We start from the raw sequence: 13,871 nt of genomic DNA, 5'->3' as shown, positions 1-13,871 counted from the left end.
GCCAGGCTGCGGAGGGGGATGCCGGTGTCCGGAGAACAGGGCGCTGATCGTCTGGTCGCGGGCCGCTACCGCCTGCTGTCCCCGCTCGGCGAGGGCGGCATGGGGACCGTGTGGCGGGCCCGCGACGAGCTGCTGAACCGCGAGGTCGCCGTCAAGGAGGTGCGGGCGCCGGCCGGATTGCCGACGTCCGACGTGGAGCGGATGTACGCCCGGCTGGAACGCGAGGCCTGGGCGGCCGCCCGGATCTCGCACCGCAACGTGGTGACGGTGTACGACGTGGCCACCGAGGACGGCCGCCCCTGGATCGTCATGGAGCTGGTCCGCGGCATCTCGCTGGCCGAACTCCTGGAGACCGAGGGCGCGCTCACCCCGCAGCGCTCCGCGCAGATCGGCGCCGAGGTGCTGGCCGCGCTGCGGGCCGCGCACGAGGCGGGGGTGCTGCACCGGGACGTGAAGCCGGCCAATGTCCTGCTGTCGAACGACGGCCGGGTGGTGCTCACCGACTTCGGCATCGCCAGGGTCGAGGGCAGCTCGGCGCTGACCATGACCGGCGAGGTCATCGGCTCGCCCGAGTACCTGCCCCCCGAGCGGGCGCTGGGCCGCACCCCGGGACCGGAGTCGGACCTGTGGTCGCTGGGCGTGCTGCTGTACGCGGCGGTCGAGGGCAACTCCCCCTTCCGCCAGGCCACTCCGCTGAGCACACTGCGCGCGATCGTGGAGGACGAGCTCCCGCCGCCCCACCGGGCCGGACCGCTCGCGCCCGTCATCGCGGGACTGCTGCGCAAGGACCCGGCCGAGCGGCTGACCGCCGAGCAGGCCGAGCGGGACCTGCGGGTCGTCGGGGCCGGGGGCGCGCCGAGCGCGGAGACCGTGCGGGCGGTGCCGTATCCGGCCCCGACCCGCCCGCTGCCGTCCCGGCAGGAACCGCCGACGCCGCCGTGGCCCGGGCCCGCGGCCACCGCGCGCACCACGCCCGTCGCGCCGCCGGAGGAACCCCGGCAGGGCCGCGACAGCCGTGCCGCCGTGGTGCTGACCGCGGGGGTGATCGCCCTCGCGCTGGCCGTCGGGGGGCTGACGTACGCGCTGCTGAACAACGACAAGGGCGGGGGCGACGGCGGCCGGAACACCGCCACCGGGAGCGGCGGCGGGCTCACGCCCGGCACGAGCGCGCCGACCACCTCGGCCGAACAGCCGACTCCCTCGGCGACCCCCAGCAGCAGTGCGCCCACGTCCGCCACCCCGCCGCAGACCGTCGACATCACCCTCACGGGCAGGCACACGGACTACACGGGCAGTTGCCCCCCGTCGGACGCCGACGCTCCGACGTTCACGGCGACGTTCACGGTGGGCCGGCTGCCGGCGGAGGTCGTCTACCGGTGGGTGTCGAAGAACGGCAAGATCTCGGACTCGGGGTGGAAGACGCTGTCGTTCCCCGAGGGCGGCGCGCGGTCGCGGCAGGACCGGGTGATCCTGACGACGTACTCGGAGAGCGGCACGTTCTCGAACGAGATCAGCGTGGAGGTGCGCGACCCGGTGCACCGGACGTCCGAGCCGGTGCCGTTCTCGGTGACGTGCGTGAAGGAGACCCCGTCGGACGAGGTCTCCTCCTCGCCTGCCGTCACTCCGTGAGGGTTCAGGCGGCGTTCGTGAGCACCGGGAGGTAGCCGCCCGACTGCCCGGCGGCGGTCGGGTGGTAGGACACGCCGATGTCGAGCCAGTTGAGGCTGTGCAGCCAGGCGCTGCCGGAGCAGAGCTCGTGGCCGGTGAACGTGGAGCGTACGTCGCCGAAGGTGAAGCCGTGGGCGGCGGCCCGCGCGGCGACGGCGGTGTCGAGGTAGTCGGCCGCGCCGTTGATCGCGGCGCGCTTGGTGTCGGAGAGGCCGAGGCAGGTGGCGCCGAGCTTGTAGAAGCGGGGGTAACCGATGACGACGACGCGGGCGTTGGGGGCGTTGGCGCTGATCGCCGTGTAGACGGCGTCGAGTTTGCCGGGCAGCGTCGAGTCGACGTACGCCTTGGCGGTGTTGATGCGGGAGATGCAGCCGCTGTCGGACGACAGGACGCAGGTCGTCATCACGTCGGCGAACCCGGCGTCGTTGCCGCCGATGGTGATGGAGACCAGGCCGGTGGAGGAGTTGAGCCCGCCGAGCTGGCTGGCCAGAACATCATCCGTTCGGGCGCCCGAGCAGGCGGCGAAGGTGAACGAGGACGGTGCGTGGGCGGCGTTCCAGAGGTAGGGGTACGCCTTGGTGCTGCGGTCGCAGGAGCCGCTGGAGCTGATGTAGCTGCCGGAGCCCACTCCGGAGGAGTAGGAGTCACCGAGGGCCACGTAGCCGGTGGCCGCGGCCGTCGACGAGGCCTGCGCCACACCGCTCCCGGTGAGGGCGATGCCGCCGGCGAGGAGGAGTGAACTGACGAAAGCCGCGATTCGGGAACGTCTCATGGAACCTCCCTTTAGCAGGATCTCTGCCTCGACTTACGTAGCAACTACGCGTGTTGACAGGAAGTGTCCATGCCAAGATTGTTGCCCTCCTCCACAACTCGCGCCCGGAGCGCACCAGGAGCGCACCCGCCGTTCAGCGACGGACAGGACCCACGACGAACTTCCGCGTCTTGACGGCCGCCTTCGGGCTGCGCGACATTGAAGCCCGGCATCCGGCACTTCGGGGGGCAAAGTCGCCCATGCGGAACATCCAGAACATGCAGAACATCCAGCACATAGGCAACCGGACTTCAGCGGTGCCCGAGGAGGGCGCCGAGCGCGCTCGACCGGGACCGGACAAGGACCTGTCGCCGCTGCTCGCGGGAGCCGCCACGGCGGTCGGGGCGATCGGCGCGCTGCTCGCGCTCACCGACTCCGACTCGCCCCTGCGCGGCCCGTTCGTGCTCTTCTTCCTGCTCGCGGCCCCGGCGGCCGCCGTCGCCGCCGCGCTGCGCGGCCTGGATCCGTTCGCCCGTCTGCTCGCCTCGGTCGCGGGCGCGGTCGCCCTCGACATGCTGGTGGCCCAGGCCATGCTGGCCGTGCACCGCTGGTCGGTGCCCGGCGGGGTCACGGCGGTGACCGTGCTCAGCACTCTCGCTCTGCTGCTGGTCATGATGCGCCGACGCCTCGACCGCGCGGCGGGAAGACAGGGTTCCTGACATGGACATCAGCGTGTACCGTCCCGGCGAGCTGACCGCGGCCGACCGGGCGGCATGGACGGCGATGCAGTCCAAGGCCCATCTGCACGACGCGCCCGGCCTCGCGAACCCCTTCCTGTCACCGGAGTTCACGCTCGCGATGGGCCGGGTCAGACGGGGCGTGCGGATCGCGGTCGTCCGCCAGGACGGGGAGCCGGCCGCGTACTTCCCGTTCCAGAGATCCGCCGCCGGTGTCGGCAGGGCCGTCGGCCTCGGCGTCTCCGACGCCCAGGGGCTGGTGCACCGGCCCGGGTTCACCTGGGACGCCCGCGCGCTGTTACGGGCCTGCGGGCTCTCCCTGTGGGAGTTCGACCATCTGGTGCAGGGCCAGGAGCCGTTCGAGGCGGGGGCCTCCGGCACCTTCCCGTCCCCGGTCATGGACCTCGACCGGGGCTACGAGAGCTATCTGGGCGAACTGCGCGCCCGGTCGCCCAAGTTCACCCGGACCACGCTCGCCAAGGAGCGCAGGCTCGGCAGGGACGCACGGGACGTGCGCTACGTCCACGACGAACGCGACCCGGCCGCCCTCCAGACGCTGATGGGGTGGAAGTCCGCGCAGTACCGGCGCACCGGCCGCAGCGACCGCTTCGCGCACGCGTGGATCACCGGGCTGGTGCAACAGCTCTTCCACACCCGTCACGAGCCGGCCGGGGGGATCCTGTCGGTGCTGTACGCGGACGACCGTCCGATCGCCGCGCACTTCGGACTGCGTAGCGAACGCGTGCTCGCCTGCTGGTTCCCGGCGTACGACCCGGCGTACGCGAAGTACTCCCCGGGCCTGATCATGCATCTGCGGATGGCCGAGGCGGCCGCCACCGACGGCATCGCGTACCTCGATCTGGGCCGGGGCCACAAGGAGTACAAGGACTCCCTGAAGACACGCGAACTCAGCGTGTCCGAGGGGTGGGTGACCAGGCGTCATCCGGTGGCGATCGGGCACCGGGCGCACCGTGCCCCGGTCCGGGCGCTGCGCAACGCGGTACTGGCCCGTCCGCAGCTCTTCGAACCGGCCGACCGGCTGCTCAAGCGCCTGGGGCAAGCACGTTCGAAACGGTGAGTAATACCGCACAGAGTGTGTAACGGCCAAACCAACAAAAAGGTGAGCCCTCGTTCCAGGTCTTGCCATACGGGTTCATTCGTCAATACCGTCGTACAACTCACCCGCATCGGTCCGTCGGCACACGGCTCCAAGGGGAGGGACCAAGGGCCACGGCGTACCGGGGCGGGGCGCGGTAGGGGGGTGCCGTGCTCGGTGAGCGCAGTCGTCGCCGAGCCGTGCCGCGCAACCGGCCGTCGTACCACGGCGGACCGGTCAGCTTTGCCTGCTCATCCACGTGCACGGAGAGTAGTCGTGCCGTGCCGTGGGGGAGAAACCCCCCTTTCGAACCGGACACACAGCCGGGCCGCCCAGGGGCGGGCGGTCCACCGGACGAGAGGGACCAGACCCATGAGCTCAGTTCTGCGCCCGCACGCATCGGGCCAGGATCCGACGACGGCCGGCCATTACCGGCCGGTCTCCTCCCACCTGGCCATCGCGCCACCGGTGAGCGTGGTCATACCCGCCATGAACGAGGCGGAGAACCTGCCGTACGTCTTCAAGACCCTGCCGGACTGGATCCACGAAGTGGTCCTGGTGGACGGCAACTCCACCGACGGCACCGTCGAGGTCGCCCGCGACTTATGGCCCGGCGTCCGGGTCGTCGCGCAGGACGGCAAGGGCAAGGGGGATGCCCTGATCACCGGCTTCGAGGCGTGCACCGGCGACATCATCGTGATGGTCGACGCGGACGGCTCGGCCGACGGCAACGAGATCGTGTCGTACGTCTCCGCCCTCGTCTCGGGCGCGGACTTCGCCAAGGGCTCCCGCTTCGCCAACGGCGGCGGCACCGACGACATGACCTTCGTCCGCAAGCTCGGCAACTGGGCGCTGTGCACGGTCGTCAACCGCAAGTTCGGCGCCCGCTACACCGACCTGTGCTACGGCTACAACGCGTTCTGGCGGCACTGCCTCGACAAGATCGACCTGGACTGCACGGGCTTCGAGGTCGAGACCCTGATGAACATCCGGGTGGTCAAGGCGGGACTGAAGGTGCAGGAGATCCCGAGCCACGAGTACCTCCGCATCCACGGCACGAGCAATCTGCGCGCCGTCCGGGACGGACTCCGGGTGCTCAGGGTGATCCTCGGCGAGCGCTCCAACCGGCGTGAGCTGCGCCGCCGGAGCCACCGCTCCCCGATGCTCGGCCCGGTCCGGGGAGAGGCGTCTTGAGCGATCCCGACATCTCCGTCGTGATCTGCGTCTACACGGAGGACCGCTGGGAGGACATCCTCGCGGCGGTCGCCTCCGTGCGCGCGCAGTCCCGTCCGGCCCGGGAGACGCTGCTGGTCGTCGACCACAACGCGGCGCTCCTGGACCGCCTGACCGAGGAGTACGAGGAGACCGGCGGGGTGCGCGTCCTCGCCAACGCCGGCCCCCGCGGACTGTCCGCGGGCCGCAACACCGGCATCGCCGCCTCGCACGGCGAGGTCGTCGCCTTCCTCGACGACGACGCCGTGGCCGAGCGGGACTGGCTGCGCCGCTTCGCCGAGGGGTACGCCGACCCGCGCGTGCTGGCGGTCGGCGGCCGTACGGTGCCGATCTGGGCGTCGGGGCGCCGGCCCGCCTGGTTCCCGGAGGAGTTCGACTGGGTGGTGGGCTGCACCTACCGGGGCCTGCCGCCGGGCCGGGTCCGGGTGCGCAACGTGCTCGGGGGCAACGCCTCCTTCCGCCGTACCGCGTTCGACGCGGCGGGCGGCTTCGCCACCGGCATCGGCCGGGACGGCGACCGGCGGCCGCTGGGCTGCGAGGAGACGGAGCTGTGCATCCGGCTCACCCGGGTCAGGCCGGACGCGATTCTGCTGATCGACGACCGCGCGGTGATCCACCACCGGGTGCCCGAGGCGCGCGAGCGCTTCGGGTACTTCCGCACCCGCGCCTACGCGGAGGGCCTGTCCAAGGCCCTGGTGTCCCGCAGCGTCGGCGCCGGCAAGGGCCTGGAGTCCGAATGCCGTTACGTCACCAGGGCGTTGCCGGCCGGGGTGGCGCGCGGCCTGCGGGACGCGCTGCTGGCGCGGCCGGGCGGCGCGGGCCGGGCCGGCGCGATCGTCGCCGGGGTGCTCACGGCGGCGGGCGGGTACGTCGTGGGCCGGGTCCGGACCCGTGGGGGCGGGGCCGCCGTCTTCTCGGTGCCGCGGATCGGGACGACCGCCCGGCAGAACGGGACGGTCCACGGGAACGGGACGGCCCACCAGCCTCGGGCGGTCCGGAAGAACGGGACGGCCCGGCGGAACGGGACGGTCCAGGGGAACACGGAGGACGCACATGGCTGAGCCGCCCGTGCCCATCCTGATGTACCACGCGGTCGCGGCCGACCCCAACGACGCCACCCGCACCCTGTCGGTCGCCCCGGAGGCGTTCGCCGAGCAGATGGCGCTCGTCGGCGATCTGGGCCTGACCCCGCTCCGCACGGCCGAGCTGGCCGCCCGCTGGCGCTCCGGCCGGCCGCTGCCCGCGCGGCCCTTGCTGATCACCTTCGACGACGGCTACGAGGGCGTGCACCGGCACGCCCTGCCGGTCCTGGCCGAGCACGGCTTCGCGGCCACCTTGTTCGTGTCCACCGGCTGGCTGCGGGGCGCGTACGACACCGGCGGCGGCCTGGACCGGATGCTGGACTGGAACCAGGTGCGCGAGCTGGCCGGCGCGGACGTCGAGATCGGCGGCCACAGCCACAGCCATCCGCAGCTCGACCAGCTCGACCAGGACGCGCTGCGGGACGAGCTGATCCGCTGCCGGGACGTCGTCGCCGACGAACTGGGCGCCCCGCCGGTGTCGTTCGCCTATCCGTACGGCTACTCCAGCCGCCGGGTGCGGCAGGCGGTGCGCGCCCACGGCTTCGCCCAGGCGCTCGCCGTCGGCAACGGTCTCGCCCGCCGCCGCCAGGGGCCCTACGCCCTGCAACGCGTCACGGTGCGCCGCGACACCGGCATCGAGGAGTTCGAGCGGCTCGTCGAGGGCCGCGCGATCGCCCGCGCCTTCGCCGCGGACCGTGTCCTCACCAAGGGGTACGCGATGGTCCGCAGAGCCCGCCGGATCCGCCGGAAGGCCGACCGCTCCCGTGTCTGACACCACCACGGCCCAGGAGGCGTCGACCCCGACCGAGCCGCCCGAGCGGGCACCCCGTCGGCTGCGCCTGCCCGGCCTGGGCAGGTCCCCGGGCGGCAGCCAACTGTTCCGCAACGCCTATGCGCTGATGCTCAACACCGGCATCAGCGCGGTGCTCGGGCTCGGCTTCTGGCTGGCCGCCGCCCGCTACTACTCCGAGTCCGCGGTCGGTCAGGGGTCCGCCGCGATCGCCGCGATGAAACTCCTCGCGGGCCTGACCGCGGTGACCCTGACGGGCGCGCTGGCCCGCTTCGTCCCGATCGCCGGACGGGCCACGCGTCGTCTCATCTCCGCCGTCTACACGGGAAGTTCGGCGGTCGCGGCGCTGGCCGCGGGCGTCTTCCTGCTGACTCTCGACGTGTGGGGGCCGTCGTACCGCTTCCTGCACGGGCCGCTCAACGGGCTCGGTTTCGTGGTGGCCGTCGTCGCCTGGAACCTGCTCACCCTCCAGGACGGGGTGCTGACCGGACTGCGCAGCGCCCTGTGGGTGCCGGTCGGCAACACCGCGTTCTCGGCCGTCAAGCTGGGGCTGCTGGTCGCGTTCGCGACGGCGCTCCCGACCACGGGCGTCTTCGTGTCCTGGGTCGCCGCCATCGCCACCTCCGTGCTGCCGCTGGGCTGGCTGGTGTTCCGCCGGCTGGTGCCCCGGCACGTCCGGGCGACCGCGCGGCGGGCGAACCCGCCCACCCCGAGGGAGATCGGACGGTTCCTCTCCGGCGACTACACCGGTTCGCTGTTCTCGCTCGCGGTGGTCTATCTCGTCCCGGTGATCATCGCCTCGCAGGTCAGCTCCGAGGACAACGCGTACTTCTACATCACCACGACCATAGGCGGCACGGTCAACCTGCTCGCCATCAACATGGGCGCCTCGCTGACCGTCGAGGGCTCGCACGACCCGGCCCGGCTCGCCGCCGACACCCGGGCCGCGCTGCGGCGGATGACGCGGATCATGCTGCCGGTCTGCGGTGCGCTGTTCGTCGGCGCGCCCTGGATCCTGGGCGTGTTCGGCGCGGGCTACGCGGACGCGGCCACCGGGCTGCTGCGCTGGTTCGCCGTCGGCGCGGTGCTGCGAGTAGTGACGGAGACGTACTTCGCGGTGCTGCGCGCCCAGAGCCGCACCGGTGGACTCGCGTGGCTCCAGGGCCTGTTGTGCTTCCTGGTACTCGGCCTGACACTGTTGCTGCTGCCGCGCATGGGACTGGTCGGCGCCGGTGTCGCCGAGATCTCCAGCCTCGCGGTGATCGTGGCGCTGACCGCGCCACGCCTGTACCGGACGGTCAGGGCGACGCCCGTCGCGTCGCCCGCGACCGCCGCTCCCGACGGGGACCTCGCCGACCTGGGGGCGTGCGAGGTCCCCGCCGCGGGGGCACCGCGGCGGCGCGGGCCCGCCCGGGCGCCGGACCCCGACACGCTCGCGCTCGGCGTCCACGTCGACTTCGACCACCAGGAGCGCCGGCCCGACGTCCGCCCGGGACCGGGCACCCCGCCCACCGGTACGCCCGTCCTCGGCGCCGGGTCCGGCGGTGCTGGGTCCGGCGGTGCCGTCGGGGCCGGACCGGTACGGGAGGATCCCGCCGCCCCGGACGGGCAGCACCCCGGCGGACCCGCAACGCGGTGGTCCTGGCGCGAGCGGCTGCCGCCCACCCGCCCGGGGGTGCTCCTGGGCTGTCTGCTGACCGCCGCGCTGCTGCTCTACTGGGCGCCCGTGCTGCGGCTCTCCGACGCCGACCTGGACGGGATGGGCGGGCTCGGGCTGATCTCGGTCCTGCCGCCGGCGACGCTGATCGGCGCGGCGCTGCTGGTCGTGGTCTTCGCGGCACTGCTCGGGCGCGGCCGCGAGCACCGGGGGCTGCTGCTGGTCACGCTGCTCGCCACCGTCGTCTCGCTGCACGCGCTGCCCGCCGTGATCGAGACCGAGCCCCGGTTCGCGACCGCCTGGCAGCACCTCGGCTTCCTCGACCACATCGACCGGACCGGCACGGCCGTGCCCGACCTGGACGCCCGCTGGAGCTGGCCGGGCTTCTTCGCGGCGGCCGCGTTCGTGCTGAAGGCGTGCGGGGTCGACGACCGCACCGAGCTGATCCGCTGGTGGCCGACGGCCGTCCAACTCCTCTACCTGGCACCGATGTTCCTGCTGGTCCGCTCGATGCGGGCGAGCTGGCGGGCCAAGTGGACCGGCGTCTGGGTCTTCGTGCTCGGCGGCTGGGTCGGCCAGGACTACTTCTCCCCGCAGGGCTTCACCTTCCTGCTGTACCTCGCCTTCGTGGCGATCCTGCTGGTCTGGTTCCGTCCCCCGCACGTGCCCTGGACCGAGCGGCGGCCGGGCGAGGCGGAGGTCGAGCCGGCCGACCGCCGTCAGCGGGCGGTGCTGCTCGCGGTGCTCATCGGCCTGTTCGCGGCGAGCGTGCCGGCCCACCAGCTGACCCCGTTCGTGATGCTGGGCGTGCTGACCTTCCTCGTCCTGCTCGGCCGCTGCGAACTGCGCGGTCTGCCGCTGCTGTTCACCGTGATCGTGGCGGCCTGGGTGGGCTTCATGGCCGAGCCGTACTGGTCCGGCCACTTCGACGAGCTGTTCGGCGGCGTCGGCGGGGTCGGCAGCAATGTGTCGACGTCCGTCTCCGGCCGTATCCAGGGCGGCAGCTCCACCCACAAGCTGGTGCTGTACGCGCGGGTGCTGCTGGCCGGCGGGGTCATGGCGTTCGCCTGCTGGGGCTGGTGGCGGCGGCGTGAGCACAAGTACCGCGAGCGGTCGCTGCTCGTGCTCACCTTCGTCCCGTTCCTCGGCTTCGGCATGCAGTCGTACGGCGGGGAGATGGCGCTGCGCGTCTTCATGTTCGCCCTGCCGGGCGCGGCCCTGCTGGCCGGGCTCGCGCTGTTCCCGCGCACCGGGATCAGCGTCGAGGAACGCGACCGGGACCGGGCGGGTCTCGCCCCGGCGGCGGCGCTGCTGGCGGGGCTGGTCCTCATGGGCGGCTTCCTGGTGGCCCGTTGGGGCAACGAGTCGTTCGAGCGGATCCGGCCGGGCGAGGTCGCCGCGATGGACTACGTCTACGCCCACGACGATCCGACCGTGCGGCTGCTGTGGCTGAGCAACGACACCGAGAACAACGTGACCCCGGCGATGCCGTGGGGCAGCGAGGACATGGAGAAGGTCCAGTACGTGCCGACCCTGGCGCCCGCCGACCCGGTCCTGGTGTCGGGCCTGGTCGAGGCGCTCGAGGACGCGGGCCCGAACTCGTACCTCATGGTCAACCGCAGCCAGGTCGTCTACCTCGAACTGGACGTGGGCTACTCGACGTCCTGGGAGCCTCGCCTGCTGGCGAACCTGGACGGGCGGCGGGAGCTGAGGAAGGTCCTGGTCAACGACGACGTGACCATGTACGCGCTGCGCGACCGGCCGGCGGGCGAGGTGTCCCGGGCGGATCCGGGCCCGATCGGACCGCGGATCACCTGGACGCCCTGGTCGGTGGTCGGGGCGCTGGCGGCCGTCGGGCTGATCCCGCTGCTGACGGCGCGCGAGGTGCTCCGGGTCGCCGGCCGGCCGGGCGTACGGCGGCTGCGCCGGCTCCGGAGCGGCTTCTGGTTCGCGCTGCCGCTGCTGGCGGTCCTGTGCGCGGCGCTGGTGCAGCGGTTCCTCACGATGAAGTGAGCGCGACGGCTCACCGGGTGCCGGGGAGACCGACGGCTCACCGGGTGCTCACCGGGTACTCCCCCGGTGCTCACCCGGTGAGCCACTTCACCTCGTACGCCCGCATCTCGAACCGCCGTCCGTCGACCTGCGCGCTGATCGGCCGGTCGCGGATGTTCACCACCAGGACGGCCTTGTCGGTGGCCAGGACCCGGACGTCGGGCACGTCGTCCGCGGCGACGGACACGGTGTCGTACCGCGTGCCCGGCGGGAACTCCTCGCCGAACCGGGAGACCAGGCCGTACATGGGCAGCCGTGCGCCGCCGTCCGCGCGGTCGGTCGGCGTCCACAGGCAGCCGGGGCAGCCGGGGCCCTTCTCGTCCTCCGGGTTCCAGTAGAAGCCCGAGGAGGCACCGCCCTTGACCATGGCGATCATCGCGGCGGCCTGCACGGCGACCCGGCGGTTCTCCGGCCAGCCCTTGCGGTCGTCGTCGCCGTCGGCGGGTTCGACGTAGTACTCCGCCCACCACAGGGGCAGGCCGCCGGTCTGCCGTCGTACCCAGGCGCCGACGGCGGTGAGCTTGTCGGTGGCGCCGAACTCGTCGGGCCGCAGTTCGTCGTCCTTGGTGTAGCTGGAGCCGTCGACGACGACGAAGTCCGCGCCGGCCTTGTGCCGGTTCCAGTAGGCGAAGGCGTCGAGGACCCGCCGGTCCAGCGCGCCCCAGGGGCCCGCCAGGGCCGTCGAGGCGTCTTCGGCACCCGGGTCCACACTGTCCATGACCAGGTACGGACCGCCGACCATGATGTCCTTGTCGACCTTCTTCAGGGCCTGGTGGACGAGGTTGTAGAGCCGGGTGTACCCCTCGTAGTCCCAGCGGCCCTCGGCGTCGTTCCAGAAGCCCTTGAACTCGTTCCAGACGATGAAGTGGCGTACGTCGGGGTAGCGCCGGGCGACGGTCGCGGCGAGCGCGGCGAAGTCCGCGTAGTGCTCGGGCCGGGGGGCGGTCTCCAGCGCGGACCGGCTCCAGTCGGTGCCGCCCGCGGCCGCCCTGCCGCCCTTCATCCAGTCCGGCGCGCAGCACAGGGTGACGACCGGGGTGCCGCCGGAGGCGCGCACGAAGTCGATCCGGCGGTCCAGCGCGGCGAAGTCGTAACGCCCCTTCACCGGCTCGGGGTTGTCGGCGCCCCAGCCCATGACGGCCTGGTTCTGCGGCAGGCCGCCGCTCTTCGACAGCAGGCCCTCGACCCGCCGGGTGGCGGGATCGCTGCCCTCGTCGGCGCTGAACTGGGTGTGCGTGAAGCCCCAGCCGACCTCGGGCCCGGCCGGCCGCGCCGGGGTGGCCGGGGTGCCGTGCACCCCGGCGCCGTCGGACGTGGTGCCCGCGGTGTGGCCGCCGCCCCCCGGCAGTGTGTTGACCAAGGTCACGACCAGAGCGAGTGCGGCCACGGCCGCGCCGAGCAGCGCGGTGAGCCGCCACCGCCGAGCCCCCGAATTCCACTCATGACGTCCCATCAAGGACAACACTAACGGCGTGAACGGCGCTACGGGCAGGTGCAGTCGACGCTCGGTCCGGTGACAGGACGGGTGCGTCGCGCTCCGAGCGCGACGCACCCCCGGGCGGGGACACCACGGGACATGACGGGACTCCACCGGACGTGACGGGAGGCAGCGGACTACCCCGGACGTGGGGAACATGCCCGACACTTCACGCGCACCGCGGAAACCGGGTGCACTCGGCGCCCATGTGCCGGATCATGGCGGCATGTCAGCGAACCCGCACGACGCGCTGCCGATCCGGCTCAACGTCGACGACTCCGACTCGCCGTCCGACGTCGTCGACGCACTGTTCCTCGGCCGCTTCGCGACGGGCGAGCAGCCGTTCTCCCACGCGTCGAACATCGAACGGGTGCGGTCCGGCGCGTCACTGCTGCCGCCGGACGCCCGGGTGCTGCGCATCGCCCGCGACGACGACCGCAGCGCCACCCTGGCCGAGGGCGACGGCTGGACGCTGCTCGTCTCCCGCTGGAACCGGGGGGCCGACGTCACGGTCACGGCGACCAGCGCCGAGCTCGCCCAGAAGGTCCTGGACCAGGCGACCGACGGCGCGACGGACGAACCGGAGCCGAAGCCGGAGAACGTCACGATGGGCTTCTGGTACGTGTCCCCGAGACGGGGCCCGCACCGCACCACCCGGCAGATCTCGGCGGGCACCTGGGATGACGTGCGGGCCAACTACACCGCGCCGGTGGCCGGCGCGATGGACCGCCTGATGAGCACGACCCCCGAGGACATCGCCGGCCGGCTGCTCCTGCTGCACGGCCCGCCCGGCACCGGCAAGACCTCGGCGCTGCGCACGCTGGCCCGGTCCTGGCGGGAGTGGTGCCAGGTGGACTGTGTGCTGGACCCGGAGCGGCTCTTCAGCGACGTCGGCTATCTGATGGACATCGCGATCGGCGAGGACGACTCCACGGGCAAGGGCCGCTGGCGGCTGCTGCTCCTGGAGGACTGCGACGAACTGATCCGCGGCGAGGCCAAGCACACGGCCGGTCAGGCCCTGTCCAGGCTGCTGAACCTGACCGACGGCCTGCTCGGCCAGGGCCGCAACGTCCTGGTCGGGGTCACCACCAACGAGGACCTGGAACGCCTGCACCCGGCCGTCGTGCGCCCCGGCCGCTGTCTGGCCCGGATCGAGGTCGGCCGGCTGACCCGCGCGGAGGCGGTGGACTGGCTGGGCACCGAGGAGGGCGTCGGCCGGGACGGAGCGACCCTGGCGGAGCTGTACGCGCTGCGGCGCGGGACGACCCCGGCATCGGTCCCGGAGCCGCGGGACGGGGTGGACGCGGGGCTCTACCTGTAGAACCCCG

10 protein-coding genes are annotated in these 13,871 nt (G+C 72.8%); 8 read left to right on the top strand and 2 right to left on the bottom strand.

Annotated features, from left to right (window positions below; genetic code table 11):
• Nucleotides 1-24 precede the first annotated feature (24 nt).
• Nucleotides 25-1,629: a serine/threonine-protein kinase gene (locus ACZ60B_RS17335; protein ID WP_469387765.1), complete on the top strand. Its 1,605-nt coding sequence runs from the start codon at nucleotides 25-27 to the stop codon at nucleotides 1,627-1,629.
• 4 nt (nucleotides 1,630-1,633) lie between these two features.
• Here the strand turns inward: ACZ60B_RS17335 and ACZ60B_RS17330 are convergent, their stop codons facing one another.
• Nucleotides 1,634-2,440, bottom strand: coding sequence for an SGNH/GDSL hydrolase family protein (locus ACZ60B_RS17330; RefSeq protein ID WP_469387763.1), 807 nt, complete (start codon nucleotides 2,438-2,440; stop codon nucleotides 1,634-1,636).
• Nucleotides 2,441-2,679: 239 nt separating this feature from the next.
• On the opposite strand from ACZ60B_RS17330, the gene ACZ60B_RS17325 reads away from it, so the two are divergent.
• From ACZ60B_RS17325 to ACZ60B_RS17300, 6 genes are all read left to right on the top strand, one after another.
• Entirely contained in the window at nucleotides 2,680-3,138 is a 459-nt protein-coding gene (locus ACZ60B_RS17325; RefSeq protein WP_469387761.1) for a hypothetical protein, read from the top strand.
• A 1-nt stretch (nucleotide 3,139) separates the two neighbouring features.
• Nucleotides 3,140-4,234, top strand: coding sequence for a GNAT family N-acetyltransferase (locus ACZ60B_RS17320; protein WP_469387758.1), 1,095 nt, complete (start codon nucleotides 3,140-3,142; stop codon nucleotides 4,232-4,234).
• 390 nt (nucleotides 4,235-4,624) lie between these two features.
• Nucleotides 4,625-5,446, top strand: coding sequence for a glycosyltransferase family 2 protein (locus ACZ60B_RS17315; RefSeq protein WP_469387757.1), 822 nt, complete (start codon nucleotides 4,625-4,627; stop codon nucleotides 5,444-5,446).
• Nucleotides 5,443-6,546, top strand: a complete 1,104-nt coding sequence (locus ACZ60B_RS17310) for a glycosyltransferase family 2 protein (protein ID WP_469387755.1) — start codon at nucleotides 5,443-5,445, stop codon at nucleotides 6,544-6,546. Before ACZ60B_RS17315 ends, ACZ60B_RS17310 begins: the two co-directional genes overlap by 4 nt.
• Nucleotides 6,539-7,339: a polysaccharide deacetylase family protein gene (locus tag ACZ60B_RS17305; protein ID WP_469387753.1), complete on the top strand. Its 801-nt coding sequence runs from the start codon at nucleotides 6,539-6,541 to the stop codon at nucleotides 7,337-7,339. Before ACZ60B_RS17310 ends, ACZ60B_RS17305 begins: the two co-directional genes overlap by 8 nt.
• Nucleotides 7,332-11,027, top strand: a complete 3,696-nt coding sequence (locus tag ACZ60B_RS17300; RefSeq protein WP_469387751.1) for a lipopolysaccharide biosynthesis protein — start codon at nucleotides 7,332-7,334, stop codon at nucleotides 11,025-11,027. The genes ACZ60B_RS17305 and ACZ60B_RS17300 overlap by 8 nt, the downstream gene beginning before the upstream one ends.
• A gap of 70 nt (nucleotides 11,028-11,097) precedes the next feature.
• Here ACZ60B_RS17300 and ACZ60B_RS17295 read toward each other — a convergent pair whose 3' ends face one another.
• Nucleotides 11,098-12,519, bottom strand: a complete 1,422-nt coding sequence (locus tag ACZ60B_RS17295; RefSeq protein WP_469387749.1) for a GH39 family glycosyl hydrolase — start codon at nucleotides 12,517-12,519, stop codon at nucleotides 11,098-11,100.
• A 250-nt stretch (nucleotides 12,520-12,769) separates the two neighbouring features.
• On the opposite strand from ACZ60B_RS17295, the gene ACZ60B_RS17290 reads away from it, so the two are divergent.
• Nucleotides 12,770-13,864, top strand: a complete 1,095-nt coding sequence (locus tag ACZ60B_RS17290; RefSeq protein WP_469387747.1) for a DUF5925 domain-containing protein — start codon at nucleotides 12,770-12,772, stop codon at nucleotides 13,862-13,864.
• The last annotated feature ends 7 nt before the right edge of the window (nucleotides 13,865-13,871 follow it).

This window comes from Streptomyces sp. NPDC104096 (assembly GCF_055584385.1).
This window is presented reverse-complemented; position numbering and strand designations above follow the sequence as displayed.

Excerpts from the sequence above, each read along its gene's own strand:
- ACZ60B_RS17290 (WP_469387747.1), top strand. The coding sequence starts at position 12,770 with ATGTCAGCGAACCCGCACGACGCGCTGCCGATCCGGCTCAACGTCGAC.
- ACZ60B_RS17315 (WP_469387757.1), top strand. The coding sequence starts at position 4,625 with ATGAGCTCAGTTCTGCGCCCGCACGCATCGGGCCAGGATCCGACGACG.
- ACZ60B_RS17305 (WP_469387753.1), top strand. The coding sequence starts at position 6,539 with ATGGCTGAGCCGCCCGTGCCCATCCTGATGTACCACGCGGTCGCGGCC.
- ACZ60B_RS17295 (WP_469387749.1), bottom strand. The coding sequence starts at position 12,519 with ATGGGACGTCATGAGTGGAATTCGGGGGCTCGGCGGTGGCGGCTCACC.
- ACZ60B_RS17320 (WP_469387758.1), top strand. The coding sequence starts at position 3,140 with ATGGACATCAGCGTGTACCGTCCCGGCGAGCTGACCGCGGCCGACCGG.
- ACZ60B_RS17330 (WP_469387763.1), bottom strand. The coding sequence starts at position 2,440 with ATGAGACGTTCCCGAATCGCGGCTTTCGTCAGTTCACTCCTCCTCGCC.
- ACZ60B_RS17325 (WP_469387761.1), top strand. The coding sequence starts at position 2,680 with ATGCGGAACATCCAGAACATGCAGAACATCCAGCACATAGGCAACCGG.